This window comes from Tenacibaculum halocynthiae, assembly GCF_964512825.1.
In the GTDB taxonomy this organism is placed as follows: domain Bacteria; phylum Bacteroidota; class Bacteroidia; order Flavobacteriales; family Flavobacteriaceae; genus Polaribacter; species Polaribacter halocynthiae.
The window spans coordinates 21,868-47,183 of sequence record NZ_CAZELG010000028.1 but is presented as its reverse complement, the minus strand read 5'-3'; the positions used below and the strand labels follow the sequence as shown (position 1 = coordinate 47,183).

31 protein-coding genes are annotated in these 25,316 nt (G+C 28.7%); 8 read left to right on the top strand and 23 right to left on the bottom strand.

Translation table 11 applies throughout. The annotated features are described in order from the left end of the window. Positions 1 to 48: 48 nt before the first annotated feature. A complete protein-coding gene (locus ACKTTQ_RS09490; RefSeq protein ID WP_408049059.1) occupies positions 49 to 1,698 on the top strand; it encodes a MutS-related protein in 1,650 nt (549 codons plus the stop codon). Between the two features lie 23 nt (positions 1,699 to 1,721). Here ACKTTQ_RS09490 and porD read toward each other — a convergent pair whose 3' ends face one another. The 8 genes from porD to ACKTTQ_RS09450 all read right to left on the bottom strand — a co-directional run bounded on the left by porD (position 1,722) and on the right by ACKTTQ_RS09450 (position 8,193). Next, positions 1,722 to 2,612, bottom strand: a complete 891-nt coding sequence (gene porD / locus ACKTTQ_RS09485; RefSeq protein WP_093871365.1) for a type IX secretion system protein PorD — start codon at positions 2,610 to 2,612, stop codon at positions 1,722 to 1,724. Continuing rightward, positions 2,605 to 3,819, bottom strand: coding sequence for a bifunctional phosphopantothenoylcysteine decarboxylase/phosphopantothenate--cysteine ligase CoaBC (coaBC, locus tag ACKTTQ_RS09480; protein ID WP_093871366.1), 1,215 nt, complete (start codon positions 3,817 to 3,819; stop codon positions 2,605 to 2,607). The genes porD and coaBC overlap by 8 nt, the downstream gene beginning before the upstream one ends. Before the next feature lies 1 nt (position 3,820). Continuing rightward, positions 3,821 to 4,141 (bottom strand): DNA-directed RNA polymerase subunit omega, encoded by a 321-nt coding sequence (locus ACKTTQ_RS09475; RefSeq protein WP_093871367.1) that lies wholly within the window; start codon positions 4,139 to 4,141, stop codon positions 3,821 to 3,823. Between the two features lie 3 nt (positions 4,142 to 4,144). Then, the gene (locus ACKTTQ_RS09470) at positions 4,145 to 4,966 is read right to left on the bottom strand and encodes an outer membrane protein assembly factor BamD (RefSeq protein ID WP_093871368.1); all 822 of its coding nucleotides are present in this window, start codon (positions 4,964 to 4,966) and stop codon (positions 4,145 to 4,147) included. A 122-nt stretch (positions 4,967 to 5,088) separates the two neighbouring features. Further along, positions 5,089 to 5,601, bottom strand: a complete 513-nt coding sequence (locus ACKTTQ_RS09465; protein WP_093871369.1) for a ferritin — start codon at positions 5,599 to 5,601, stop codon at positions 5,089 to 5,091. Between the two features lie 96 nt (positions 5,602 to 5,697). Then, on the bottom strand, positions 5,698 to 6,573 hold the full coding sequence (gene dapA / locus ACKTTQ_RS09460; RefSeq protein ID WP_299134266.1) for a 4-hydroxy-tetrahydrodipicolinate synthase: 876 nt from the start codon (positions 6,571 to 6,573) through the stop codon (positions 5,698 to 5,700). Next, complete coding sequence (locus tag ACKTTQ_RS09455; RefSeq protein WP_299134268.1) at positions 6,573 to 7,085, bottom strand: DUF6913 domain-containing protein; 513 nt, start codon at positions 7,083 to 7,085, stop codon at positions 6,573 to 6,575. The genes dapA and ACKTTQ_RS09455 overlap by 1 nt, the downstream gene beginning before the upstream one ends. Before the next feature lie 28 nt (positions 7,086 to 7,113). Beyond that, a complete protein-coding gene (locus ACKTTQ_RS09450) occupies positions 7,114 to 8,193 on the bottom strand; it encodes an esterase-like activity of phytase family protein (RefSeq protein WP_093871372.1) in 1,080 nt (359 codons plus the stop codon). Positions 8,194 to 8,298: 105 nt separating this feature from the next. Between ACKTTQ_RS09450 and ACKTTQ_RS09445 the strand changes: the two genes are divergently transcribed. Then, entirely contained in the window at positions 8,299 to 8,679 is a 381-nt protein-coding gene (locus tag ACKTTQ_RS09445) for a DoxX family membrane protein (protein ID WP_093871373.1), read from the top strand. Between the two features lie 72 nt (positions 8,680 to 8,751). On the opposite strand, the gene ACKTTQ_RS09440 is transcribed toward ACKTTQ_RS09445, so the two are convergent. The 11 genes from ACKTTQ_RS09440 to ACKTTQ_RS09390 form a co-directional block, all read right to left on the bottom strand. Continuing rightward, positions 8,752 to 9,096 carry a DUF1801 domain-containing protein gene (locus ACKTTQ_RS09440; RefSeq protein WP_299134273.1) on the bottom strand — a complete coding sequence of 115 codons (345 nt, stop codon included), beginning with the start codon at positions 9,094 to 9,096 and terminating at the stop codon, positions 8,752 to 8,754. Positions 9,097 to 9,104: 8 nt separating this feature from the next. After that, a complete protein-coding gene (locus ACKTTQ_RS09435; RefSeq protein WP_408049058.1) occupies positions 9,105 to 9,443 on the bottom strand; it encodes a DUF1801 domain-containing protein in 339 nt (112 codons plus the stop codon). A gap of 2 nt (positions 9,444 to 9,445) precedes the next feature. Further along, positions 9,446 to 9,904, bottom strand: coding sequence for a GyrI-like domain-containing protein (locus ACKTTQ_RS09430; RefSeq protein ID WP_093871376.1), 459 nt, complete (start codon positions 9,902 to 9,904; stop codon positions 9,446 to 9,448). Between the two features lie 39 nt (positions 9,905 to 9,943). Then, positions 9,944 to 10,669, bottom strand: coding sequence for a helix-turn-helix transcriptional regulator (locus ACKTTQ_RS09425; protein ID WP_093871377.1), 726 nt, complete (start codon positions 10,667 to 10,669; stop codon positions 9,944 to 9,946). Then, the gene (locus ACKTTQ_RS09420; protein ID WP_093871378.1) at positions 10,666 to 11,322 is read right to left on the bottom strand and encodes a lysoplasmalogenase; all 657 of its coding nucleotides are present in this window, start codon (positions 11,320 to 11,322) and stop codon (positions 10,666 to 10,668) included. Before ACKTTQ_RS09420 ends, ACKTTQ_RS09425 begins: the two co-directional genes overlap by 4 nt. A gap of 50 nt (positions 11,323 to 11,372) precedes the next feature. Beyond that, the gene (ligA, locus tag ACKTTQ_RS09415; RefSeq protein ID WP_299134281.1) at positions 11,373 to 13,367 is read right to left on the bottom strand and encodes an NAD-dependent DNA ligase LigA; all 1,995 of its coding nucleotides are present in this window, start codon (positions 13,365 to 13,367) and stop codon (positions 11,373 to 11,375) included. Beyond that, complete coding sequence (locus tag ACKTTQ_RS09410) at positions 13,368 to 13,832, bottom strand: DinB family protein (RefSeq protein WP_113787287.1); 465 nt, start codon at positions 13,830 to 13,832, stop codon at positions 13,368 to 13,370. A 3-nt stretch (positions 13,833 to 13,835) separates the two neighbouring features. Next, the gene (locus tag ACKTTQ_RS09405; protein ID WP_408049057.1) at positions 13,836 to 14,411 is read right to left on the bottom strand and encodes a DinB family protein; all 576 of its coding nucleotides are present in this window, start codon (positions 14,409 to 14,411) and stop codon (positions 13,836 to 13,838) included. 119 nt (positions 14,412 to 14,530) lie between these two features. Next, a complete protein-coding gene (locus ACKTTQ_RS09400) occupies positions 14,531 to 14,908 on the bottom strand; it encodes a lipocalin family protein (protein WP_408049056.1) in 378 nt (125 codons plus the stop codon). A 98-nt stretch (positions 14,909 to 15,006) separates the two neighbouring features. Then, complete coding sequence (locus ACKTTQ_RS09395) at positions 15,007 to 16,449, bottom strand: glyceraldehyde-3-phosphate dehydrogenase (RefSeq protein WP_093871382.1); 1,443 nt, start codon at positions 16,447 to 16,449, stop codon at positions 15,007 to 15,009. 143 nt (positions 16,450 to 16,592) lie between these two features. After that, positions 16,593 to 17,972, bottom strand: coding sequence for a trypsin-like peptidase domain-containing protein (locus tag ACKTTQ_RS09390; protein WP_093871383.1), 1,380 nt, complete (start codon positions 17,970 to 17,972; stop codon positions 16,593 to 16,595). 136 nt (positions 17,973 to 18,108) lie between these two features. On the opposite strand from ACKTTQ_RS09390, the gene dapF reads away from it, so the two are divergent. Genes dapF through mltG form a run of 3 tightly spaced genes read left to right on the top strand, consistent with a single transcriptional unit; the run spans position 18,109 to position 20,430 of the window. Beyond that, on the top strand, positions 18,109 to 18,885 hold the full coding sequence (gene dapF / locus ACKTTQ_RS09385; protein WP_113787289.1) for a diaminopimelate epimerase: 777 nt from the start codon (positions 18,109 to 18,111) through the stop codon (positions 18,883 to 18,885). After that, the gene (locus ACKTTQ_RS09380; RefSeq protein ID WP_113787290.1) at positions 18,885 to 19,409 is read left to right on the top strand and encodes a GNAT family N-acetyltransferase; all 525 of its coding nucleotides are present in this window, start codon (positions 18,885 to 18,887) and stop codon (positions 19,407 to 19,409) included. The genes dapF and ACKTTQ_RS09380 overlap by 1 nt, the downstream gene beginning before the upstream one ends. Then, entirely contained in the window at positions 19,402 to 20,430 is a 1,029-nt protein-coding gene (gene mltG, locus ACKTTQ_RS09375) for an endolytic transglycosylase MltG (RefSeq protein WP_113787291.1), read from the top strand. Before ACKTTQ_RS09380 ends, mltG begins: the two co-directional genes overlap by 8 nt. A gap of 481 nt (positions 20,431 to 20,911) precedes the next feature. On the opposite strand, the gene ACKTTQ_RS09370 is transcribed toward mltG, so the two are convergent. The 4 genes from ACKTTQ_RS09370 to dnaA are packed head-to-tail and all read right to left on the bottom strand — an operon-like array spanning position 20,912 to position 23,828. Next, the gene (locus tag ACKTTQ_RS09370) at positions 20,912 to 21,193 is read right to left on the bottom strand and encodes a hypothetical protein (RefSeq protein ID WP_158530849.1); all 282 of its coding nucleotides are present in this window, start codon (positions 21,191 to 21,193) and stop codon (positions 20,912 to 20,914) included. Positions 21,194 to 21,233: 40 nt separating this feature from the next. Beyond that, positions 21,234 to 21,938: an SAM-dependent methyltransferase gene (locus tag ACKTTQ_RS09365; RefSeq protein WP_093871387.1), complete on the bottom strand. Its 705-nt coding sequence runs from the start codon at positions 21,936 to 21,938 to the stop codon at positions 21,234 to 21,236. Continuing rightward, positions 21,938 to 22,390 carry a low molecular weight protein-tyrosine-phosphatase gene (locus tag ACKTTQ_RS09360; RefSeq protein ID WP_233487164.1) on the bottom strand — a complete coding sequence of 151 codons (453 nt, stop codon included), beginning with the start codon at positions 22,388 to 22,390 and terminating at the stop codon, positions 21,938 to 21,940. Before ACKTTQ_RS09360 ends, ACKTTQ_RS09365 begins: the two co-directional genes overlap by 1 nt. Before the next feature lie 13 nt (positions 22,391 to 22,403). Continuing rightward, positions 22,404 to 23,828, bottom strand: a complete 1,425-nt coding sequence (dnaA, locus tag ACKTTQ_RS09355; RefSeq protein WP_093871388.1) for a chromosomal replication initiator protein DnaA — start codon at positions 23,826 to 23,828, stop codon at positions 22,404 to 22,406. A gap of 169 nt (positions 23,829 to 23,997) precedes the next feature. On the opposite strand from dnaA, the gene ACKTTQ_RS09350 reads away from it, so the two are divergent. The 3 genes from ACKTTQ_RS09350 to ACKTTQ_RS09340 all read left to right on the top strand — a co-directional run bounded on the left by ACKTTQ_RS09350 (position 23,998) and on the right by ACKTTQ_RS09340 (position 25,313). Beyond that, entirely contained in the window at positions 23,998 to 24,396 is a 399-nt protein-coding gene (locus ACKTTQ_RS09350) for an acyl-CoA thioesterase (RefSeq protein ID WP_299134306.1), read from the top strand. Between the two features lie 20 nt (positions 24,397 to 24,416). Next, positions 24,417 to 24,989 (top strand): cob(I)yrinic acid a,c-diamide adenosyltransferase, encoded by a 573-nt coding sequence (locus ACKTTQ_RS09345; protein WP_093871390.1) that lies wholly within the window; start codon positions 24,417 to 24,419, stop codon positions 24,987 to 24,989. 102 nt (positions 24,990 to 25,091) lie between these two features. Then, complete coding sequence (locus ACKTTQ_RS09340) at positions 25,092 to 25,313, top strand: DUF2795 domain-containing protein (RefSeq protein ID WP_047789198.1); 222 nt, start codon at positions 25,092 to 25,094, stop codon at positions 25,311 to 25,313. Positions 25,314 to 25,316: the final 3 nt, after the last annotated feature.

Below are 25,316 nucleotides of genomic sequence, written 5' to 3'. Positions count from 1 at the left end.
TGATACTAATAATTTATACTATTAAATTACTTTAAAAATTAAAATACTATGAATTATATTTTAGGTGTTGCTTTTATATTAATTCTACTTTTTTTAATTAATAACTTTCTAAAAAAAAGACAATTAATTAAATTCAGAAAACATCTTTATAATAATTGGGGTAAGAAAAAAGAAAACGAATACTACAATTTTTATGTAATAGAAAAGTATTTTAAAAACAATCCCCATAAAGACAAAGCGTATCATATAATTACTGAAAAAAGTAAAATAGATATTGATATTGATGATGTATTTAAATTTATAGATAGGACAGTTTCAAAAGTTGGACAGCAATATTTATACTTTAAATTAAGAACCATTGATTCAATAGATAACTTATTAAAATTTGAAAGTTTAACTTCATTGTTTCAAAAAAACAAAGACCTTAGTATTTCATGTCAATTAGAACTTTCTAAACTAAATAGTAATAATTCATATTACTTAGAAGAATTAATTAATGGGAAACAACTTACAAAACCCAAATTTTTATGGTTAGTTAAATTATCAACTCTAATATCTATTACTTCATTTGTTGTAATGTTCTTCTATCCTATTGTAGCTCTATTATTAGTACCTGTTTTAGCTGTTAACATGGTTTTACATTATAAAAACAAAAATAATATAGGATATTATTTAAATGGTGCTTATCAGCTTTCAAGAGCATTAAAAGTAAGTAAATCATTAAGTAAAATAAATGAAATATCATATCATTTTGGAAACTTATCCTTTCTAAAGAAAATAAATTCAATAAAATTCAAAACAGAATTTATTGCTTTTGAAAAAAACATTGATAATGAATTTTTATTTACTTTTTGGTTTGTTGCTGAAATTTTTAAGATTTTATTTAATATTGAATACTTAGCTTTCTATAGCTTTGTTGGAGCCATAGAGAAAGAAAAAGAAAGTATTGATGATATGTTTGTTTTTATAGGTAAAATAGATGCTGCTATATCAACCGCTTCTTTAAAGTCAGGAAATCTTAAAACCTGTACTCCAGAATTTAATAAAAATAATGTTTTAAAAGCTTTAGATATCTATCATCCACTTATAGATAATTGTGTTTCTAACACAGTTAACTTAACTAATAAAAGTATGTTGTTAACAGGCTCTAACATGTCGGGAAAAACTACATTTATTAGAACAATAGCTATAAATAGTATTTTGGCACAAACATTACATCTTTGCTTTGCTAAAGAATATTCTGCACCATTTTATAAAGTATTTTCATCAATTAGAATAACTGATGATTTACTAGATAATACGAGTTACTATTTACAAGAAGTTTTAACTATTAAAGATTTAATTAAAGCTTCTGAAGATAAACATCCTTGTCTATTTGTTTTAGATGAAATTTTTAAAGGAACCAATACAGTTGAAAGAATATCTGGTGGAAAAGCTATTCTTAAGTATTTAAATAAATTACAACACACAGTTTTGGTTTCTACCCATGATATTGAACTCACTGAATTATTAGTAGAAGAAAACTATGATTTATTTCATTTTAGTGAACAAATAGAAAATGAAAAATTAGTTTTTGATCATAAAATAAAAAATGGAAAGTTAAAAACTAGAAACGCAATTAAAATTTTAGATTTATACAAGTACCCTAAAGAAATAATCGTAGATGCTAGAGAGGTAGAAACTACTTTTAACAAATAAATTCTAAAAAATATAACTAAATACTAGTTAATTTTTTTCCATTTATCTTCATAAGTTGGAGCTATCTTTTGTAATACTTGAATCATTTTTTGCTGATTTCTAGTAGGCTTACCGTCAGAAAAAACATTTACTATTTCATCTCCTTTGGCATCTAAAAAAATTCGAATCATGTAATTACCAACCGTAATATTATGAAGTCTATCTAGTTGAATTACATTAGTTTCAATTGTTTCTTTTGCTTTATCTTTATTTTCAGCAAAGCTATCAAAACCATTTCTATGGTAATTATAATATATATTTCTAAGTACAGTAAACTTTTGTGATAGTAAATTATCTATTAAACTAAACCTATTCTGTTTACCTATATTATTTTGCCATCCACTTTCTCCATTAGATTGTGCTTGTAGCATAGCATTTTCAGCTTGTTTTAAATACTTTTCACCACCTTTTTTGGCAAATGTATCTGCATCAACTCCTACAATTACATACGCATAAAATGCTATTACAGAAACTAAATTAGAGTCGTATGAATTTGGGTTGTAAATTAATGGATCAAATTCATTATACTTAAAGTTAAAATTAATATCATTAATATTCAATATAGGAGTAGTATATGAAGATTTATATACTGGTCTAGTAGCTTGAACTTGTAAACTTGCTGAAAAATTATTGCCGTTTTGTTCGTTTATGATAATAGTAAAAGCACAATTTATACGTTCTTGAATTTTAAACGTTTTATTGGTCCATTGCTTTTGATTTATAAACTCTGTTAAAGAACTTTGTAAAGTTTCATAAACCTGCTTATTAGAACTTTGAATTTTATCAGAATTAATAGTTACTAGAGCATTTAATTCTTGTGAACTAACAGCTGTAGTAACCAATAATGTTAAAGCAAAAATGAAAAACTTACGCATATAATTTGTTTATTATTTCGTTAATAATGTCTTTAGAAACTTCTTTTTTAGATTTTAATTCAAATACATTTTGATTAAAATCAACATCAATAATATTAATTTTATTAGTATCAGTTGCAAATCCGGCTCCTTCATCTCTTAAAGAGTTTAATACAATCAAATCTAATTTTTTTCGCTCTATTTTGCTTTTTGCATTTTCTACTTCGTTATTCGTTTCTAATGCAAACCCTATTAATAACTGATGCTTTTTTATTTCTCCTAATGATTTTAATATATCTTTAGTAGGTTCTAATTCAATAGTTAACGCTGCATCCTTCTTTTTTATTTTCTGAGTAGCAATATTTTTTGGTTTGTAATCAGCAACAGCTGCTGCCAAAATAGCAACATCAACGTCAGCATAGTACTTGTGACAAGCGATATACATATCTTCAGCAGACTTTACGTCTATTCTATGAATCAGTGAGTGGTTTACTTTTTGAAATGATGGACCTGAAACTAAAAATACTTCAGCACCTAAATTAGCTGCTGTCTTTGCTATTTCAAACCCCATCTTTCCTGAAGAATGATTACCTATAAATCGAACTGGATCAATTGCTTCATATGTAGGTCCAGCAGTTATTAAAATTTTTTTTCCTTTTAATGGAAGTGTTGATAAAATATCATTTGTAATAAACGATACAATATCTTCAGGTTCTGCCATTCTTCCCTCTCCTACCAATCCACTAGCTAATTCACCTGAAGTAGCTGGTATCATAACATTTCCGTAGGATTGTAGTTTATCCAAACTGTTTTTAGTTGACGGGTGCTTGTACATATCTAAATCCATTGCTGGAGCAAAATATACTGGACATTTAGCTGACAAATAAGTTGCTAATAATAAATTATCGCAAGTTCCATTAGTCATTTTAGACAATGTGTTTGCTGTAGCAGGAGCTATAATCATTATATCAGCCCAAAGACCTAAATCTACATGGTTGTTCCATAGTTCATTTTCTTCTTCTTCTTTATCATAAAAAGTAGAATGAACAGGATTTTTAGATAAGGTTGATAAGGTAAGAGGTGTTATAAAATCTTTAGACGCAGGAGTCATAATTACTTTGACTTCTGCGCCTGATTTTATAAATAAACGAACTAAGTTCGCCGTTTTGTATGCGGCAATTCCAGCAGTTACGCCTAGTAATACTTTTTTACCGCTTAATACAGACATATTATTCTGCGTCTGGTGTTCTGTAATATACTTTACCATCTAACCACTCATCAACTGCAATAGCATGTGGTTTTGGTAAACGTTCGTAGAATTTAGAAACTTCTATCTGTTCTTTATTTTCAAAAACTTCCTCTAAACTATCATTGTAAGTAGCAAACTCATCTAACTTATCAACTAACTCCTTTTTTAAATCAGAGTTAATTTGTGTAGCTCTTTTTGCTATTACAGAAATTGCCTCATAGATATTATCTGTAGAAGCTTCGATAGCTTCTTTATCATAAGTTATTGTACTTACAGGTGCTTTCGTTTCTTTATAATCCATTTTTTAACTTTTAACTAATTGTTCTTGTGCCTTTTGTAATGCTGATAGCATATCATTAGAATCTGTCATGAATTTTGATTCAGGAAAGTTTCTTTTTAATTTATCATATGCTTTTACAGCACTTTTTATTCTTTCTGCTTTTCTTCTAGCAGTACTTTTCATTGCAAAGTCATGAGCCGCTTTTAAACGGTAAAACAATGCTTCTTCTTTAAAACTTGTACCTAAATAATCAGATAACAAATTATCAAAAGCTACTATAGCTGCTCTATAATTTCTGGTATCATAATCAGCTGTTCTATAATATGTTTTTGCTATTTCAAATGCCTTCTTTTCTAATTTATAACGTAATTCAGCATAATACTTGTTTGCTTCTGGTAATTTATCTGAATTAGGATAGTTATCTATAAATCCTTGAAAAGACTCCAACGCTTTGTCGGTATCTGTAGGATCTAAACTAAACCTTGGCGCTGCCTTATAATAACTTAAAGCTGATAAAAAAGCTGCTTCTTCTTTTTTAGAACTCTTAGGATAATTTCTTGTAAACCTATTAAAATAATACCCTGCTAAACTATAATTTTTTTCATTAAAGTTTGATTGAGAAACCATAAATTGGATACGTTCCATTTGTGGTTTACCTCTATAAGAAGGTGTTATTTTTTCAAATAAACGTAAAGCCTTACTGTATTTTTGAGATTCATACATTTTTACAGCCATTTTATACTGCTCTTCTACTGTACCTCTATTTAATACTTTTTGATATTGGCCACATGATGTTAATACCAATAACATTACAATTATATACGCTAAATTTTTATTTTTTTGCATCTGGCAAAATTAATGATTAATTATGGATTATTAAAACGATTTTTTTACTCAATGTAAAGTATTGCAATAAACCATAAAATCTGCTATAAAAATCGTAAACAACTCCTAAATCTTTGTTAATCTTATTGAGGCGCATCAGGTGCTTGCCCTACTAACTGCTTTACATCATTATCAAATAAATATAAGCCTCCTTTATCATCACCAATTAAATTAATTTTATCTAAAATGTTTCTTGCTAAAGCTTCCTCTTCTATTTGTTCTGATACATACCATTGTAAAAAGTTATGAGTTGCATAATCTCTTTCTTCTAATGTAATGTGAACTAAATCATTAATAGATTTAGAAACCATAACCTCATGATCAAATAATGTTTGAAACATATCTTTAAATGAACCAAACTCAGTTGGAGGCGCTGCTAATTCAGAAATTTGAGCATGACCACCACGTTCATTAACAAACTTTACCAACTTTAACATGTGCATGCGTTCTTCATCTGAATGTGCGTACATAAACTGAGCAACTCCTTCAAAACCTTGAATTTCTGCCCAACATGCCATTGATAAATATACCTGAGACGATTCTGCTTCTATTTTTATTTGTGTATTTAGTACTTCTTCTATTTTTTTTGATAACATACTTGGGTGTGATTTATTTCTTATACAAAGATGCTAAAAAAAGACTACAATTAAGTTATTGTAGCCTTTTCTATATATAATTTTTGTTTAGACAAATTATAGATTATCTATAAAGTCAGATATTTTAGTTTGTAATTCTTCTGAAGCCTTTACTAACGGTAAGCGAACTTCATCTAAACAAATACCTTTTTTCATTAATACTGCCTTAATTCCTGCTGGGTTATTTTCTTCAAAAATATAATCAACAATATCCATTAATTTATAATGAATATCAAATGCTTCTTTATTTTTACCAGCTAACCCCAATTGAATCATTGTAGAAAACTCTTTTGGTAAACCTTGACCAATTACTGATATAACTCCTGCTCCACCAGCTAAAACAACTCCTAAAGTTAAATCATCATCACCTGATATAACTAAAAAGTCTTCTGGTTTGTCTTTAAGTAAAGAATAATATTGCTGCTGAATATTTGCTGCTTCTTTTACTCCAATTACATTATCAAAATCATTTGCTAAACGTAATGTAGTTTCTGGCAGCATATTTTTAGCTGTTCTTCCAGGTACATTATATAATATTATTGGCTTAGGGCTAGCTAATGCAACTGCCTTAAAATGTTGATAAAAACCTTCTTGTGTTGGCTTACTATAATATGGAGCTACTGATAATATTGCATCAATATTAGATAAATCTAAAGTTTGAAGTTCTTCAACAACTGTTTGAGTATTATTTCCTCCAACTCCTAATACTAAAGGTAAACGACCTTTGTTTGTTTCTGCAATTACTTTTATTATTTCTTTCTTTTCCTCTTTTGTTATAGTTGCACTTTCAGCTGTTGTACCATTAATAACTAAATAATTTATTCCGTTATCAATATTATAATCCACTAACTTTATAAGTGCATTATAATCTACTGTTAAATCCTCTTTAAAAGGAGTTACTAAAGCTACTCCTGTACCTATAAACTTTTGCATTATATTTTATTTAAAATCGTTAAATATTTTTTTAATTCTTGATTTAAAATTGCTTCATTAAATGTAGTATCTGCTACAACTAAATCGTATAATCTATCATCAACTTCAGCAAACCCTACTTTTAGTTTTGCTTGCGATTGCAAAGTTATTACATTAGTGTATAAATTTGATGATTTTGTATAATTTATAAGCAAGTCATACTCTTTTTTAACAAAGTTTTTTAAATTGTCTGATTTTAAACTAGCTTTATACCCTAATTCTTCTTCAGTAAAAAACATTGGTGTTATTTCTTGTTTTTTTGAAAACTCTCTCTGCACTAAAAAAGTTATATCTTCCTTTTTAAAAGGCAATTTATTTGTTAAGTTAGCTTGAATTACGTTGACTAATGATTCATTATCAAGAATTACAGCTATTGATTTTACTTTTCCATTCTTACTATTAACTATAGGTTTTCTTTCTATTAATTTATTATAGTACTTTTCTATTGACTTCTGCTTAAGTTTACCTATCATTTCACTTTATTTCTTCTGCTAAAATAATTTATTTATTTACAATTTCTAATAATATAAACTGATTAAGTTGCTTACCATATTTTTGAAAATTATCATCAGAAACTAACAGTAAAGATTGATTTCCATTTGGTAAAGTTGGTCCAAAAGTTATTCCCTCTATATTGTCTATAATACCACCTGTTAATTTTTCTTTCACCGATGTAAAATCAAATAATAATTCTTTCTTTAAAGAAATAAATTTTTCTTTTTTCAATGATTGAATTTCTAAAGTATTTGTAGTATTACTTTGAACCGTTGCTTTAAAAATTCTTACAGTATTACCATGACTCCCGTAACCACTTTGATATATTCTTTCAACAACAAAAAAACTATCATTAGTATATTGTAAAATAGCTGTTACACCATTAAGATTTATATTTCCTTTTGCTGGTTTGTCAATTTTTTCTAATTGATAAGCATATTGTTTTGTTGCTTTGTTTGAAGTACTATCAAAATAACTAATTCTAATTGGTGAATTGGTTACTTCAAAAGTAGGTTCTTCTCCATCTACCCCTAAAGGCCCTTCCATAGCAACCCAAAAACCGCTTTTGTCTATACTCTTAGTCGAACTTTCAAAAGCTGCATTATGTTTTGGCTTTCCTAAATCTATATTTTTAAAATAGCTAGGTATTTTTACTTCTTTTTTAAACTTTCCTAATGAGTCAATTACAAAAACTGAAGGCCTTTTTCCTCCATTTATATTCCCTTCACTAGTTAAATTTATATTATTCTCATTATCAATAAAAATAGATTCTAAATCTAACGCATTGTTTTTAAAAAAAAGACTAGTAGTATCTTTTACTGATATAACATCTATAAAATTAATAGTTGAAATTTTATTTTGCTCAATAGCTATTTTACTAACTAAAATCCTTGGATTAGAAGAATCATCAACTACCATGTAGTATTTATTATTTGAATAATCTATACCAGAAAGGCCTCCAACCATATTATTTTTAAATAGTATAGAATCACCAACTACGTGCTCATCTAAATAATTTAATTTAATAGATTTTTTTTTACAACTCGAAAAGATTAATAAAAATATAATTAATAGGTTATAACGCATACAAAAACTATATAAAAAAGGATTGTTTTCTTAAAAACACAAAAATACTATTTTATACTTGTAAGAATTAAAGTTTTAATCGTCTAAATCAAAAAAACAATTATCATGAATAAATACTTCCCCTTTATTTTAAAATTAATAATTGCAGTAATTATGCTACAAACGTTATTTTTTAAATTTACTGGAGCTCAACAAAGTATTAATTTATTCACCAAAGTTGCTGGAGAGCATGAAGCTATCGTAAGAATCGGAACAGGAATTTTAGAACTAATAGCTTCAATTTTATTATTTACACCAAAAAAAACTTGGATAGGTTGTTTCTTAACTATTGGATTAATGAGTGGAGCCATCATGGGACATCTTACCAAAATAGGTATTGAAAATAATGGTGATGGTGGTCTTTTATTTTCACTTTCCATATTTACATTACTTTCAGCAATAGTATTACTATATATACATAAAAAAGATATACCCTATTTAAAATAAGAATTTGTAATTATTGTTTGTTTAATACAGTACTTCATTGAGTTTAGAAAAACTAAATCAATGAAGTACTTTTTATTTATATAGTTTTAAAGCCATATCAAAAATTTGATAAATTTTGTTTATGGGAATATCTTCATTTGGGTTTATATACAACAACTTTACAAATGTTCGATTGCCTTGTACTAAATCAGGATGCTCTATTTCTACACCCCTTCCTATAGCTATATATGGGAATTGTGTTTTTTTATCAACCCATAAATAACAAAACAATTTATTTTCATACATAAAGCATGGGAGTTTGTAATACCATTTTGAAATAAACTCTTTATTATAAGTTTGTATAATGTTTTTTAAAGCTAACAAACACCCTTTTACTGGCTCTTCTTTATCAAAATAAAAGTGATCAATATCAGTCATAAACCTAATTAATATAATTTTAAAGCTTCTTTTAAAAGTGATTGAATAGTATCAATTGGAATATCTTGATTTGCATCCATTCTAAATATTTTCATTTTTGAACGATTTCCTTTTTCTAAACCAGGAAAATTAAGATCCTCTCCTTTCACCATTAAAATATAAGGCTCTAACGTTTTTTTATCTATCCATAAATAACAAAAAAGTTGTTTCTTATACAAAAAACAAGGCATTCCCCATTTTTGAGTTTCAGTTATAGCATCAATATCTAAAATAATTTTCCTCAATGCTAGTAAACAACTTTTAATTGGTTCTTCTTTTTCTATATAAAACGTATTAATATTTATCATATTTACTTTACAGCTATATAAATATCTACTTCACCATTTGTAGGGTCTTCAGCTTTTTTACCATATAACTCAAAATCGGCAGTATACGTTCTATTTAAATCCATCTTCCAAATATCCATCCATTTATCAATTACTGCGTTTTTAGTTAAATCTCCTTTAGCCACAAACCTCTGGTAATTGGATTTCAGTATGGTTACACCAACCATTCCTTCAGGGATACTTTTTAAGTCGGTTACTTGAAACCCAAGAATTGTATCATAAGGTTTAGTGTGATCTGATTCATAATTGGTATAAACTGCACAAATAGCATCACTCATTCTATTGTGTATTATACCAAACATATCTTTATTCATAAATTGCTCCCATAACTTACCTATGTCTTCTTTTGCTTCTTGGTTTTCATTAGTTGTTCTAACTGAAATTCCAATTACATAAAACTCATTTTTTTGTACTACTTCCATTGTATTATTTTTTAATGTTGATACAAAAATAAATGAGGCTTATGACAAGGGTTTGTCAAGGGTATTCAAATATTTTTCTTTGCATATTTCAAAATATTCTTCTAAGCTCATTTTATGAGGCTCAAAAGTGTCTTTTAAATTCATTATACTCTGAATGCAATCTATTCTAAACGCTCTAAATTCTTTACGAAGTCTGCAATATCCTATTAGTAACCAATTTTCGTTAGTACTATACAATGCAAAAGGTTCTACTACTCTTTTTGTAAATTTACTTTCTAATGACAAATACTCTATCGTTAATAATTGAAATCTAGTTATTGCCGATTGTATTTGCATTAAATGATTACTTGTTTTTTCTTGTTCTTTATTAACCCTAAAGATAATTCTTTGCGATAATAAGTTTACTTTATCTTTTTGTGAATATTGAAGTACAGCTTTAATTTTAGTAATCGCATTTGTATAATTTTCAACAAATGAAGTATCTTTATTTTTAAGTATTAACTGTTCAGCAGTTATTAGGGCATTTGCTTCATTTTCAGAAAACATTACCGGAGGTAAATGAAATCCTTCTTGCATTGAATATCCTTTACCTTCTTCTGTAAAAATAGGAATACCTGAATTTTCTAATGTTTTAATATCTCTGTATATCGTGCGTAAGCTTACATTATATTTTTCTGCTAATTCACGGGCAATGACAATTCTTTTTGACTGAAGTTGTGTAAGTATTTGAGTTAACCTGGTAATTCTTGGCTTTTCCATACTTATTCATTTTTAGCTATCATGGCTTTACAAATTAAGTACTGAGAAATTATATACAACACTATAATTGCAATATCAAAAAGATGTTTAGCTGCATAAAAATTATTCAAGGCTATTAAACTATCAGATGCAATAAAAATAATAGCCCCTAAAAGCAACCATGAATTAGCCATTGATTTTTCTTGTCGATAATTTAACAGTGCTGAAGCTCCAAAAGTTGCTATTGTTACTCCGTAAACGATAACAGGAATAAGCATTTCTTCTAAGTTATCATAAATTAAATATAACAAGCATCCAAACAACAAAACAAATGGTATTGCAGATGTTATCATTTTAGCTGTTAAATCTTTTTGTAAAAAACCAGTTGTTATTTTTATATATATTACATGAGCTAATAAAAATGACCCCAATCCGAATACAAAAAAAGCTTCTTTATCTAAAAGAAAAACATCACCCCAAAATGAAAAAAACAAACCACTTACAAACCAGAAGTTAGGCTTTTTTACAGATAACAAATACACCATAACCAATGTTGTCATTAATAATGGCTTAAAAATCATTTCGATGACTTTATTTTGAGTTATTACTGCATAAATATCAGCAATAGCTACTAGTAAAAATAATACTGAGGCTATTGTTATTTTAGTTTGTTTGGTCATTTTTAATCTAATTTAATAATTAAAAAAATTTTAATACAAAAATGTTATTCTTATATCATATCAATAAAATCTTGCTCAGATATAATAGGAATACTTAAACTTTCTGCTTTAGTTAATTTACTTGGCCCCATATTATCACCCGCTACAATATATGTTGTTTTCTTAGAAATTGAAGAACTTACTTTACCTCCATTATCTTCAATTGCTTTTTTAAGTTCATTTCTACTCATTTGATGAAAAACACCAGAAACTACAAATACTTTTCCAGCAAGTTTATCAGTTTGTCCTTCCAAACTTTCTGCTGAAACTTCTAATTGTACTCCATACAATTTTAATCGTTGTATTAGCTCTTTATTACCTTCATCAACAGAAAAATCAAGAATACTTTGTGCAATTCTATCTCCTATTTCATCAACCCCAATTAAAGTATCAAAATCGGCTTGCATTAAATTATCTATTGACTTAAAGTGTTTTGCTAACTTTTTAGCTACAGTTTCACCAACAAATCGAATTCCTAGTGCAAATAATACTTTCTCAAACGGAATTTCTTTTGATTTTTCAATTCCTTCAATCATATTTTGAGCAGATTTCTCAGCCATTCTTTCTAAAGGAATAACTTGTTCTACTTTCAAATCATATAAATCTGCATAATTCTTTATCAACCCTTCTTTACGAAGTAAATCTACCGTTTCTCCACCTAAACCATCAATATCCATTGCTTTTCTACTAATGTAATGTTGAATTCTTCCAGTTATTTGTGGGGCACAACCAAATTCATTCGGGCAATAATGCTTAGCATCTCCTTCAGTTCTAATCAATTCTGTACCACATTCAGGGCAATTAGTAGCATATTCAGTAGGCTTAGAATATTCAGGTCGTTTTGTTAAATCAACTTTTATAATTTTAGGAATAATCTCACCTCCTTTTTCAACAAAAACAGTATCATCAACACGAATATCTAACTTTTCAATTTGATCAGCATTATGTAAAGACGCTCTTTTTACTATAGTTCCTGCTAATTGTACTGGCTCTAAATTTGCAACCGGAGTTATTGCCCCAGTTCTTCCTACTTGATATGTTATTTCATTTAAAACTGTTGATACTTGCTCTGCTTTAAACTTATATGCAATTGCCCAACGAGGTGCTTTTGCCGTATATCCCAATTCTTCTTGTTGTTGTAAATTATTAACTTTTACAACAACTCCATCGGTTTCATATGGTAACTCATGACGCTTCACATCCCATGCGCTCACAAAATCAAATACTTCATCTATTGATTTTGCTAAAACGATAGTATCAGGAACTTTAAAACCAACTTTTCTAGCAGCTTCTAAACTTTCAAAATGTGTTTTGTATTTACGTTCGTTCGTTACCACTTGATACAACAAGCAATCCAACGGACGTTTAGCAACCTCTGAACTATCTTGAAGCTTTAAACTTCCACTGGCAGTGTTACGAGGATTCCTATAAGTTTCTTCTCCATTAGCTATACGTTCTTCATTCATTTTATTGAAACCTTGCAACGGTAAAATTATTTCACCACGCATTTCAAAACTTGAAACATAATCTCCATTAGGAACTAAAGGAATAGATTTTATCGTTCTAATATTAGTAGTTACTTCATCTCCTTGAAAACCATCACCACGAGTTACTGCTCTTATAAATTGTCCATTCTCATAGGTTAAATTTATAGAGGCTCCATCGTATTTCAACTCACAAGTATATTCTATATCTTCAGTTCCAAGATTCTTTTGTACTCGTTTTTCCCAATCTAATAAATCATCTTTGGAGTATGAGTTATCTAACGAGTACATTCTATTTTTATGAGTAATCGTTTCAAAATTTTTAGTAACATCTCCTCCTACTCGCTGAGTTGGTGAATTAGAATCAAAGAAATCTGGATTTTCTTCTTCAAGTTTTTCTAACTCTTTTAGTTTAATATCAAAATCGTAATCAGAAATAGTAGCATTGTCTAATACATAATAATTATGATTATGCTGACGTAACTCTTCTCTAAGCTGTTGTATTTTTTGTTCCGTGGTCATTTAATTTTTCTTCAAAAAATTTTCTATCTGTCTTCTATGTCTTAGAATGTGTACAATGGCATGTTCTAGTAATTGTTCTAAATCATAAGTAACATTCCAACGTGTTTTAAATGAATACTCTTCTAACTCTTTTGTTGCTTTATACCAATTATTATGAAATGATTTTTTGGTATATGCTATCATTCCTTCTATTTCTTGAATAGCTTTATTAGTTGTAATAACTTCTGTATTGTATTCTAACCAATCTTTTGTGCTTATTGATTGAATATAGTTAGCATATGTATAACCTGACTGAATAACGTGAAAAGTTACTGTTTGTAATGATTTACAGTCTGGGTCTTCTGCTACTCTATCTCTAATAATTGTAAAATCTTCTTCTGAAATACTTTTTAAAATTAATTTATAGTCCATTATCGCCCTTTCATATTCTTCCATCAAAGCAACTAACATTCCATTTTTTTTCATTTATTATTTCCTTACTTTTCCCGTTAGTAAACTAACACCTTTAGGAAGCGGATTTCCAGCTGTGCGTCTAAAAGTAACTACTTGACCAACATGCCAAATTGCATCAGCTATTGGTCCGTTTAATTGATTCCAAAATGGATATTCTTCAACACTTCCATTTCTTCTTTTTATTTTCATTTTAAAAGATGACAAATCTTTGGCGTTCTTTAAAATCTCGCTCGACTTCTTAAAATTCTCTAATGTCATTTTACGAATATCTTCAAATGATAATGTTTCGTCTTTAGAAAAATCTACTTCTTTACCCTCTAACGCGCTTAATGTCATTACAGATAGTACTAATATATGATCTATCGTTTCTAAGGTTGTTCTTGCTTCTTTTGTAGGTTTATATTTTAAGTCTTTAACTGTTAACCCTTCCGTTGCCCAATAGTAACGAAAACCTAGTCCATCTACCATCCTACTTGCTACTGTCCCCGCTGTATATTCTTTAGGTACTTCCTCTAATTCATAGTATGGTAAATTTTGTGAATTCATGCTAAATGTTATTAATAAAATTAAAAAAGTTACAATTGATTTCATCTAAATATTTTGATGCTAATTTACAGAAAAGTTTTTGAGATTATTACCATCTTTTGATTTGGTTATAAACAAAAAACCGAAGCAAAGGCTTCGGTTTTTTGTTTATATGCGGAAAGTTTTTACTTTTTTAATGTCATTGTATAAACCACATCATTTTCTTTTGTTGAAAACAACAATTCTTTATCATTTAATTTAAGTATTTGAAAACCATTAGTATCATCACCTTCGTTTTCAAATTTTATTGTTTTTTTATCTTCCAACAATTTCCATTGTCCTTTTTTTTCAGTTTTCCTTATCACTAATTGATAGTTACCATCTTTTTCAAAAACCATCCAACTGTTTTTACAATTTGAAAGATCTTCTTTTTCTTCTCCAATTTTAAGCGATTCTATACGCCATTTTCCTGAAGTTAAAGATGCTGATTTTTTTATTTCTTGAGAATACATTAGAGCAGAAAAGCTCAATAAAAATGCAATTAAGAGTATTGCTTTTTTCATTATTTAAGGGGAATTAGGGTTACTTTAAATCAAATATAACAAAAAAACCGAAACATTAAAAATGTTTCGGTTTTTTATAATATGAAATTAACGGTCTGTTAATAATATGTATAACGACGTACTTTTGCTATGTGTTTTGCTAAACGCATTACTTGATGAGAATATCCATATTCATTATCATACCACACATAAATAACAATCGTATCTCCATCAGCAATAGTAGCTTTACTATCAAAAATTGATGGTGCTGTAGTTCCTACAATATCAGAAGAAACTAACTCATTACTCATTGAATATTGTATTTGCTCTACTAAATCTCCTTCTAAAGCATATTGTTTCATAATAGCATTAACTGCTTCTGCCGTAGTAGTTGAATTTAATTGTAAATTTAAAATTGCTAATGATCCATTTGGTACAGGAACACGAATAGCATTTGATGTTAATTTACCTTCTAAAGCTGGTAACGCTTTTGATACTGCTTTACCTGCTCCTGTTTCAGTAATTACCATATTTAATGCAGCAGCTCTACCTCTACGGTATTTGTTATGCATATTATCTACTAAATTTTGATCATTAGTATATGCATGAATAGTTTCTAAATGCCCTTTTTTAATTCCGAAATTATCTTCTAAAACCTTTAAAACTGGCGTTATTGCATTTGTTGTACATGATGCAGCTGAAAAAACATCAACAGTATCAGGGTTATTTTCTATATGATTAACTCCATGTACAATATTTGGTATTCCTTTACCTGGTGCAGTTAATAAAACTTTACTAGCACCTTTTGGCACTAAATGACGATTTAAAGCCTCTTTATCTCTAAAAGCTCCGGTATTATCAATAATTAAAGCATCATTAATTCCATACTCAGTATAATCAATATCTTCAGGTTTGGCGGCAGATATCATATATACAGTTGTACCATTAATTATTAATGCATTATTTTCAGCATCTACCTGAACAGTTCCTAAGAAGTCTCCATGTACAGAATCGATACTTAATAATGAAGCTCTTTTTTCTAAAACAGACTCATCTATTTTTCCACGAGTAACAACAGCTCTTAAACGTAATTGAGAACCTTTACCCATTTTACTACTTAACTCACGAGCTAATAAACGACCAATACGTCCAAAACCATATAAAACTACGTCTTTAGGTTTAATTCCATTAGCTTCTGTTGCTCCTTCTAATTGTTTTTTTACAAAATCAACTTTATCTATATTTTCGTTTTCAGATAAATGAAACTCATAGGCTAATTTACCGATATCTAATTTAGAAGCAGGTAATTCAATTGACTGTATTGCTTTAGCAATATCTAACGCATCTTGAATAGAGATTGGTTTAGCTACAAACTCTTTTGCATAATCTATTAAATTTAAAACTTCACTAGCTCTTTTATCTACTAATGGGTTTCTAAATAATACTAATTCAATAGATTTATCGTACCATAAATCATTAACAATGTTAATAAATTCAACGGTAGCTCTTCTTGTTTGAGCTTGATTTACTACCTCGTTTTCGTAATTTGTTATTGTTGACATAGTTGTGTGTTAACTAAGATTTAAAAAATTTGGTGCAAAAGTAATTGTTTTCAATTAATTTTAGAATTATTTTAAAAAGAAAAAAACGCTTTTAACAAAATATTAAAAGCGTTTTCTTAAGTTCTTTATTTATCCTGAATAATTTAAAAACCGTACCTCACTGTTTCTCCTTTTAAATTAATTACTTCAATAACAAATGAATTGTTATTTCCTAAGTTTAATAATTTCTGTCTTGCATCAACTGAATTTAAAACTTCTTGATTGTTTATTTTAGTAATAATAAAACCTTCTTTTATTCCTAATCGATTAAGAACCCTGTTCACATTTGAAATTACTTTAGCTCCAGAACTTATCTTGTTTTTTTTAATTTCATTTTCAGAAATATCTTTCAGAACTAACCCTAAACTTCTTACTTCTACAAAATCTTTCTTACTTAAAGTAACAACTTTTTCTACCTTTTCGCCATCTCTTAAAACTGTAACTACAACCTTTTCTCCTGGTCGTTTAGCCGTTAACTGACCTTTTAACTCTGAAAATTTGGTGATTTTTACACTATTTAATTTAGTTATTACATCTCCTTCTCTTAAACCTGACTTTAAGGCTTCACTTTCTTTTTCTATTCTTTTAATTTTCACTCCTTCAATAGCTCCTTCAGTATCATTATAAGGCTCAAAGCCTATTAAAGCCTCTTGAACATCTCCATACTCTAATAAATCATCAATAATTTTTTTAGCAATATTAGATGGCACTGCAAAAGAATACCCAATAAACGAACCAGTTCTTGATGAAATAGCTGTATTAATACCTATCAACTCTCCTCTAGTATTCACCAATGCTCCTCCACTATTTCCTGGGTTTACTGCTGCATCTGTTTGAATAAAAGACTCTATATTTCTATTCCCTTCTAAATCTCGTCCTTTAGCGCTGACTATCCCAGCAGTAACTGTAGAGGTTAAATTGTAAGGATTTCCTACTGCTAATACCCATTCTCCAATTTTTACATTATCAGAATTTCCAAATGAAACTGTAGGCAAAACAATGTCAGATTCTACTTTTAATAAAGCAATATCTCTTTCTTTATCTGCTCCTATTAATTTAGCTTTTAACTTTTTACGATTATTAAGTGTAATCTCAATCTCCGATGCTCCTTCAATTACATGATTATTAGTTACAATATAGCCATCAGGAGAAATAATAACACCACTTCCTGTACCTACTTGTTCATATTTTCTAGAACCACTTCCTCCAAAGAAAAAACTCATAGGATCTTGCTTTGTCCGTATTGCAGTATTTTTTACGTGTACAACCGCATTTACAGTACTTTCTGCTGCATCCGTAAAATTTGTAGGTACAGATGATGTATTCATTACTGGTGTTGTATAACTTGCCTTTACTGTTTGTAAAGTTGGCTCATTAGATTTTTGAATTACAACTTGAGGTTTTTCAATTAATACTTTGTAGCCTGTAAGCGCAACTGCACCACCTATAAACGCTACTCCTAGAATTCCTAATATTTTCTTCATATGCTTATAAATGTTTTAATTACTCAAATATACAATTTTAACATTTTAACAAAATGTGTTTAACTTGGTTTTAACGATTTTTAACCACCATTTAACACTCTTTTTTACTCTATGAAATATGTATCTTTGCCTATCTATGGAAGTAATTTTTTATAAATATCAAGGAACAGGAAATGATTTTGTTATAATAGATAACAGATTAAATACATTTCCAAAAGAACAAACTAATACAATTTCGTTTTTATGTGACCGTAACTTTGGCGTTGGTGCTGATGGTTTAATTCTACTAGAAGAAGATGAAAGTACTGATTTTAAAATGATCTATTTTAATGCTGATGGTAATGAAAGTACTATGTGTGGTAATGGAGGTAGATGTATTGTTGCTTTTGCTCATAAATTAGGTATCTTTAAAACTAAAACAACTTTTACTGCAATTGATGGTTTACATCATGCATCCATTAAAAATAATATAGTATCATTACAAATGATAGATGTAAATACTATTGATTTGTATGATAATTATTGTTTTGCTAATACCGGATCTCCACATCATGTTCAGTTAGTTGATAACCTAGATAATTATGATGTATATAATTCGGGGAAAAGTATACGAAATGATATTTATGGAAAGGAAGGTAGTAATGTAAACTTTGTAGAACAAATTAACAATACTACTTTTAAAGTTAGAACTTATGAACGTGGAGTTGAAAATGAAACTTTAGCATGTGGTACTGGTGTTACTGCAGTAGCAGTTGCAATGCATAAAACAAACAAAACAAACAGTGCAACTATTAATCTTCCTGTAAAAGGAGGAGAATTGGAAGTTAGTTTTAATGAAAATAATGGAACATATACCGATGTTTTTTTAACAGGACCAGCTACCTTTGTTTTTAAAGGACAAATAACTATTTAATGCAAACTTTAAAAGGGCAACATATAAGTTTACGTGCCTTAGAACCTGAAGATTTATCTTTTCTTTTTTCTATAGAAAACAATGAAGCATTTTGGGAAATAAGTCATACACAAGCACCTTTTTCTAAGTATTTACTAAAACAGTATTTAGAAAATGCTCATCTAGATATATACGAAGCTAAACAATTACGATTAGTTATTCAACTAAATAACACTAATCAATCAATTGGTACTATAGATATATTTGATTTTAACCCACAACATAAAAGAGCAGGCATCGGTATACTTATTGATCCTCTTTTTCAAAAAAACGGACATGCTTCTGAAGCTTTAGATTTATTAATTAAATATTGTTTTTCACACCTACAACTGCATCAATTGTATGCTAATATTACTGCTGATAATATAAATAGTTTAACTTTGTTTCAGAAAAAACATTTTTCAAAAATTGGATTAAAGAAAGATTGGATATATAGCCAAGGTAAATTTAAAGACGAAATTCTATTTCAATTAATTAATGAATAAAAAAAATATATACGGAAGCATTATTACTCTTTTTATTGTTGGAGCAATAATTGGATTTAATTATTATCAAAAAATTTTTGGTAAAGCAGTAACTAAAGAAACAATATTATACATAGGCTCAAAACACTCTTTGGATGATGTAAAAAAACAACTTAGTACAAGTATTGAAAGTCCTGAAAATTTCATTTGGGTAGCCAATCGAAAGAAATTTACAACTCCAAAAGGAGGGAAATATATTCTTAAAGAAGGAATGAGCATGAATGATCTTGTTAACCTTTTAAGAAGTGGAAATCAAACTCCCATTAAAATTTCTTTCAACAATCAAGACACTTTAGAGAAACTTGCCGGTAGAATTTCTGAACAAATAGAAACTGATTCAGTTTCATTGCTTCAAACAATGCTTGATGATACATTTTTAAAGACTAATGGTTTTACGAAGAAATCCGCTTTAGGTATGTACATTCCTAACAGCTATGAATTTTATTGGAATACTTCTGCTAAAAAATTTCGTGCTAAAATGTTACGAGAGTATAAGCGCTTTTGGAATGAATCAAGAATAAAAAAAGCTAAAAACTTAAACCTAACTCAAGATCAAGTTATCACTTTAGCTTCTATAGTACAAAAAGAAACAGCACAAAAAGTTGAACGTCCTATTGTTGCTGGTTTATATTTAAATCGTTTAAAAAACAATTGGCCTTTACAAGCTGATCCTACCATAATTTATTGCGTAAAAGAGGTAAACGGACAAGATTTTATAGTAAAAAGAGTATTAACTAAAGATCTTGAAATAATATCACCTTACAATACCTATAAAAATACTGGCTTGCCTCCTACTTTAATTGCAATGCCAGATATTTCTGCTATCGATGCAGTATTAAATTATAAAAAACACAGCTATTATTATATGTGTGCCAGTGTAGAAAAGATTGGTTTTCATGAGTTTGCAAATTCATTGGCACAACATAATAGAAATGCTGCAAAATATCAACGATGGATTAGCAACAGAGGTATTAACCGATAAATTTTAACAAAATTTTATTTATAAAAATTAACTCATTTCATTTTGTTTTAAATAAAAAAAGAGGCATTTATGTTTTTTTTTCATAAAACATTCAACGAATTACTAAACAAAATACAACCTTCCTAAAAACACAAATAATTAATACCCAGTTATTTGTGTTTTTTGTTATATCTTTGCCCCCGCTAAACAGAAAGTAACTAATTATCAGACATTTAGTTTTTATATTTTTAGGATTTGTTTTACTAACTAGCTTTACTGCAAATCCAACTAAGAAAGAAAAAATTACTATAAAACCTTTAATAGAGGTTACAAATAAAAGGGATTTTAACTTTCCTTTTTTACAGAAAAATTTTATTGGTTTTCGTGAAGCCTTAGCATTCAAAGAGTCACAAGGTAGATATACTGTTGTTAATAAGCTTGGTTATCTTGGAAAATATCAATTTGGAAAATCAACCTTAAAAAGGTTTAGAATATATAACACTCATAAATTTTTAAAAGATCCTGAATTACAAGAAAAAGCATTTATAGCACTTTGTAAAGTTAATAAATGGATTTTAAGAAAAGATATTAGAAGAAGTGTAGGAAAAAGAATTAACGGTATTAAAATTACAGAATCAGGTATTTTAGCTGCAGCCCATCTTAGTGGTGCTGGTAACGTTAAAAAGTTCTTACGATCAAATGGTAAAATAAAATTTAACGATGCTTTTGGAACATCTATAGAGCAATATTTAAAGAAATTTGGCGGATACAATGTATCCAACATATCGCCTAATAAATCCCCGATTATTTAGCAGAAAGCCGGTTTACTTGTGCACTATGAAAATAGCTGGACGTTTATGTAAATCGGTTTTTACATTTTTCCACTCTCTTACTGTCAATGTTTTTATGTACTCAGTTGGTAATGTAATATCACAAGCCACACAAACTCTAGTTTCTGGAGATAATACAGCACGTAAATCTTCTAACATTTTTTCATTCCTATAAGGTGTTTCTATAAAAATTTGTGATTGATTTTTATCTCTAGAAAGTTTCTCTAAATCCTTTATAGCTTTTTTTCTATCAGATTTATCAATCGGCAAATATCCATTAAAGGTAAAGCTCTGTCCATTCATACCAGAAGCCATCATTGCCATTAATATTGATGACGGCCCCACTAATGGAACCACTTGAATTCCTTTTTGATGTGCTAGTTTTACAATAGTAGCACCAGGATCAGCTACTGCAGGAACCCCAGCTTCAGACAATAAACCAACTGATTTACCCTCTTCACAAGCATCTAAATAATTTCTAGTTTCCAACTCATCTGAATATTTATCTAACAACATTAATTGTAATGATGGTTGAGCTTTAGTTGGTGTTATTTTTTTTATAAATCTTCTAGCAGATTTTTCGTTTTCAACAATAAAAAAATCTAAGTGCTCTATAACTTTTTTTACAGATATAGGCATTACTTCTAAAGGCTCAGTATCTCCTAAAGTAGTTGGTATTAAATACAGTTTACCTTTCATTATTTGTTTATTTTAGAGCTAATTTCTTCACAAGCATTATTAAGCATTTGATATACATTTTCAAAACCTAATTCACCTCCATAATATGGATCTGGCACATTCAATTTTTGATCAGGATCTAATTCTTGTAGAATCATTTTTACCTTACTTTTATCTTCATAACTTCTAGATAAAGCAACTATATTATCATAGTTACTTTCATCCATTGCATAAATTACATCAAAGCTATCAAAATCTGTTACTGAAAATTTCCTAGATCGCTGATCTGTTATATTAATACCATATTTTTTTGCTACTGCAATAGACCTTTTATCAGGTAATTCACCTTCATGGTATCCAGCTGTTCCAGCAGAATCTACTTGCACATAGTCTGAAGAAACTTTAGATTTTAAAATACCTTCGGCTAATGGAGAACGACAAATATTCCCCAAGCAAACCATTAGTATTTTCATTTTATATCTATCTTTATAATGTTAATTTCTTAGTAAGATCTTCTACATACTTCTTAAATTGCTTGTCAGTTTCTGTCAGATTATCTACTGTTTTACATGCATGTAATACTGTAGCATGATCTCTTTGACCTATTTGACTTCCAATACTAGCTAAAGAAGATTTTGTCATACGCTTAGCAAAGTACATAGCTAATTGACGCGCTTGGACAATATGACGTTTTCTAGTTTTTGATTGTAGAGTAGCAACATCCATATCAAAATATTTAGATACTACCTTTTGAATATAATCTATAGAAAGTTCCTTTTTGGTGTTCTTTACAAACTTATCAACTATTTGCTTAGCCAATTCAATTGTAAATTCTTTTCTATTAAAAGAAGCTTGAGCAATCATTGATATAATAACCCCTTCTAACTCTCTAACGTTCGATTTAATATTCTTTGCTATATATTCAACTATTTCTTCAGGCATTTCAACACCATCTCTATATAGTTTATTTTGAAGTATTGAAATACGCGTTTCATAATCAGGTGATTGTAGTTCTGCTGACAATCCCCATTTAAAACGAGATAATAATCGTTGTTCAATATCTTGCATATCAACAGGAGCCTTATCAGAAGTTAAAATAACTTGCTTCCCATTTTGGTGCAAATGATTAAAAATATGAAAGAATACATCTTGTGTACCTGACTTACCAGATAAAAACTGAACATCATCAATTATTAATATATCAATCATTTGGTAAAAATGAATAAAATCATTTCTAGTATTTGATTTTACAGAATCAATAAATTGTTGTGTAAATTTTTCAGATGAAATATATAAAACTGTTTTATCAGGATATTTATCTTTTATCTCTACTCCTATAGCATGAGCTAAATGAGTTTTTCCTAAACCAACTCCACCATAAATTAATAATGGATTAAAAGAAGTACCCCCAGGCTTGTTAGCCACAGCCATACCTGCTGAACGAGCTAAACGATTTGAGTCACCTTCAATAAAGTTTACAAAATTATAATTTGGGTTTAATTGAGACTCTATTTTAACCTTCTGTAAACCAGGTATTACAAAAGGATTTTTAAGTTCACGTTTAGATTCTAAAGGAACCGTTACCTTTTGCGGTTTTAAAGGATTTCTATTAGAACTAGGTATTTTTACAGTTTGCGGACTATTACTACTATACGTATTTTCCATACGTACATCATATACCAACTTTGCATCATTACCCAATTGCCTAACCAAAGCAACTCTTAACAATTTAATATAGTGTTCTTCTAACCATTCGTAAAAAAACTTACTAGGAACCTGAATAGTCAAAGCCTCCCCTGATAATTTTATGGGCTTTATAGGTTCAAACCAAGTTTTATACGCTTGAGGTTTAATATTATCTTTAATAAAAGACAAACATTCCATCCAAACTGAATCAGCTGTTTTAGTCATACTGGTTAAAAAACGATTTTTTTGTTAAAATTATTTAGATTATAGGGGATTCTAAACTTACATATTTGGATGAACAAAAGTGTGAATAAATTTTAGTATAAAAAAACCAAATCACTATTGATTATTATTTATTTTTTACGTATCGTTAGCTACATTTAAAAAAATACTTTTGCACGAACATATTTCAACAATACGAATTCGATATTCAGAAACAGACCAAATGGGAGTAGTATACCATGGTAATTATGCACAGTTTTTTGAAATTGGTCGTACCGAATGGTTACGAACTCTTGGTGTTACCTACAAATATATGGAAAAAACAGGGGTAATGCTTCCCGTTATTTCATTAAACTGTAATTTTAAAAAATCTGCTTTTTATGATGATTTTATTACTATTAAAACGTACCTTAAAAAAACACCAACAGTTAAAATTGAATTTAACTATGAAATAGTTAATCAGGATAACGATATACTATGTACCGGAAGTACTGCACTTGCTTTTATTAATAGTGAAACAAAAAGACCTATTCGCTGCCCTGAATATTTACTTAACAAATTAAACAGCTAAACTAAGAACATTATTAATTTATGAAAATATATACAAAAACAGGAGATAAAGGAACTACCGCATTGTTTGGCGGTAGTAGAGTACCTAAACACCATCTAAGAATAGAAAGTTATGGAACCATTGATGAACTTAATTCATATATAGGTCTTATTAGAGATCAGGAAATCAGTGATCATTTAAAACAGAGTTTAAATAAAATTCAGCACGACCTATTTACTTTAGGAGCAATGTTAGCAACTCCACCTGAAAAGGAAACACTTAAAAATGGTAAGGAAAGATTAAATATTCCAAAAATCGATACTACATCAATTGAATTTTTAGAAAATGAAATAGATATAATGAATGATTCACTTCCTCAAATGACTCATTTCATTTTGCCTGGTGGTCATCAAACTGTGTCATTTTGTCACATTGCTCGTTGTGTATGTAGAAGGTCAGAGCGCCTATCTGTTGCTTTAAACGAAGAAGATACAATTAGTGATACTATTTTAATGTATTTAAACCGACTTTCTGACTACCTTTTTGTGTTGGCACGGAAGTTGTCACATGAATTACAAGCAGAGGAAGTTAAATGGATTCCTGAAAAACTGTAAACTAAGTTCTTTAATTTATTTTTGCACATTTTATAAAAAAAACTTGACTTTTTAAAAAAAAAATTTATTTTTGCGAGAATCAAAAAACAAACCGATAAAGAAATGTATTGGACACTTGAATTAGCATCATATTTAGCAGATGCACCATGGCCTGCAACCAAAGACGAATTAATTGATTATGCTATTCGTACAGGAGCCCCTTTAGAAGTAGTGGAAAACCTACAAGACATTGAAGATGAAGGCGAAGCATACGATTCTATTATTGAAATTTGGCCAGATTATCCCACTGAAGAGGATTATCTTTGGAATGAAGATGAATATTAAAAA

Excerpts from the sequence above, each read along its gene's own strand:
- ACKTTQ_RS09490 (WP_408049059.1), top strand. The coding sequence starts at position 49 with ATGAATTATATTTTAGGTGTTGCTTTTATATTAATTCTACTTTTTTTA.
- porD (WP_093871365.1), bottom strand. The coding sequence starts at position 2,612 with ATGCGTAAGTTTTTCATTTTTGCTTTAACATTATTGGTTACTACAGCT.
- coaBC (WP_093871366.1), bottom strand. The coding sequence starts at position 3,819 with ATGTCTGTATTAAGCGGTAAAAAAGTATTACTAGGCGTAACTGCTGGA.
- ACKTTQ_RS09475 (WP_093871367.1), bottom strand. The coding sequence starts at position 4,141 with ATGGATTATAAAGAAACGAAAGCACCTGTAAGTACAATAACTTATGAT.
- ACKTTQ_RS09470 (WP_093871368.1), bottom strand. The coding sequence starts at position 4,966 with ATGCAAAAAAATAAAAATTTAGCGTATATAATTGTAATGTTATTGGTA.
- ACKTTQ_RS09465 (WP_093871369.1), bottom strand. The coding sequence starts at position 5,601 with ATGTTATCAAAAAAAATAGAAGAAGTACTAAATACACAAATAAAAATA.
- dapA (WP_299134266.1), bottom strand. The coding sequence starts at position 6,573 with ATGCAAAAGTTTATAGGTACAGGAGTAGCTTTAGTAACTCCTTTTAAA.
- ACKTTQ_RS09455 (WP_299134268.1), bottom strand. The coding sequence starts at position 7,085 with ATGATAGGTAAACTTAAGCAGAAGTCAATAGAAAAGTACTATAATAAA.
- ACKTTQ_RS09450 (WP_093871372.1), bottom strand. The coding sequence starts at position 8,193 with ATGCGTTATAACCTATTAATTATATTTTTATTAATCTTTTCGAGTTGT.
- ACKTTQ_RS09445 (WP_093871373.1), top strand. The coding sequence starts at position 8,299 with ATGAATAAATACTTCCCCTTTATTTTAAAATTAATAATTGCAGTAATT.
- ACKTTQ_RS09440 (WP_299134273.1), bottom strand. The coding sequence starts at position 9,096 with ATGACTGATATTGATCACTTTTATTTTGATAAAGAAGAGCCAGTAAAA.
- ACKTTQ_RS09435 (WP_408049058.1), bottom strand. The coding sequence starts at position 9,443 with ATGATAAATATTAATACGTTTTATATAGAAAAAGAAGAACCAATTAAA.
- ACKTTQ_RS09430 (WP_093871376.1), bottom strand. The coding sequence starts at position 9,904 with ATGGAAGTAGTACAAAAAAATGAGTTTTATGTAATTGGAATTTCAGTT.
- ACKTTQ_RS09420 (WP_093871378.1), bottom strand. The coding sequence starts at position 11,322 with ATGACCAAACAAACTAAAATAACAATAGCCTCAGTATTATTTTTACTA.
- ligA (WP_299134281.1), bottom strand. The coding sequence starts at position 13,367 with ATGACCACGGAACAAAAAATACAACAGCTTAGAGAAGAGTTACGTCAG.
- ACKTTQ_RS09410 (WP_113787287.1), bottom strand. The coding sequence starts at position 13,832 with ATGAAAAAAAATGGAATGTTAGTTGCTTTGATGGAAGAATATGAAAGG.
- ACKTTQ_RS09405 (WP_408049057.1), bottom strand. The coding sequence starts at position 14,411 with ATGAAATCAATTGTAACTTTTTTAATTTTATTAATAACATTTAGCATG.
- ACKTTQ_RS09400 (WP_408049056.1), bottom strand. The coding sequence starts at position 14,908 with ATGAAAAAAGCAATACTCTTAATTGCATTTTTATTGAGCTTTTCTGCT.
- ACKTTQ_RS09395 (WP_093871382.1), bottom strand. The coding sequence starts at position 16,449 with ATGTCAACAATAACAAATTACGAAAACGAGGTAGTAAATCAAGCTCAA.
- ACKTTQ_RS09390 (WP_093871383.1), bottom strand. The coding sequence starts at position 17,972 with ATGAAGAAAATATTAGGAATTCTAGGAGTAGCGTTTATAGGTGGTGCA.
- dapF (WP_113787289.1), top strand. The coding sequence starts at position 18,109 with ATGGAAGTAATTTTTTATAAATATCAAGGAACAGGAAATGATTTTGTT.
- ACKTTQ_RS09380 (WP_113787290.1), top strand. The coding sequence starts at position 18,885 with ATGCAAACTTTAAAAGGGCAACATATAAGTTTACGTGCCTTAGAACCT.
- mltG (WP_113787291.1), top strand. The coding sequence starts at position 19,402 with ATGAATAAAAAAAATATATACGGAAGCATTATTACTCTTTTTATTGTT.
- ACKTTQ_RS09370 (WP_158530849.1), bottom strand. The coding sequence starts at position 21,193 with ATGTTGGATACATTGTATCCGCCAAATTTCTTTAAATATTGCTCTATA.
- ACKTTQ_RS09365 (WP_093871387.1), bottom strand. The coding sequence starts at position 21,938 with ATGAAAGGTAAACTGTATTTAATACCAACTACTTTAGGAGATACTGAG.
- ACKTTQ_RS09360 (WP_233487164.1), bottom strand. The coding sequence starts at position 22,390 with ATGAAAATACTAATGGTTTGCTTGGGGAATATTTGTCGTTCTCCATTA.
- dnaA (WP_093871388.1), bottom strand. The coding sequence starts at position 23,828 with ATGACTAAAACAGCTGATTCAGTTTGGATGGAATGTTTGTCTTTTATT.
- ACKTTQ_RS09345 (WP_093871390.1), top strand. The coding sequence starts at position 24,417 with ATGAAAATATATACAAAAACAGGAGATAAAGGAACTACCGCATTGTTT.
- ACKTTQ_RS09340 (WP_047789198.1), top strand. The coding sequence starts at position 25,092 with ATGTATTGGACACTTGAATTAGCATCATATTTAGCAGATGCACCATGG.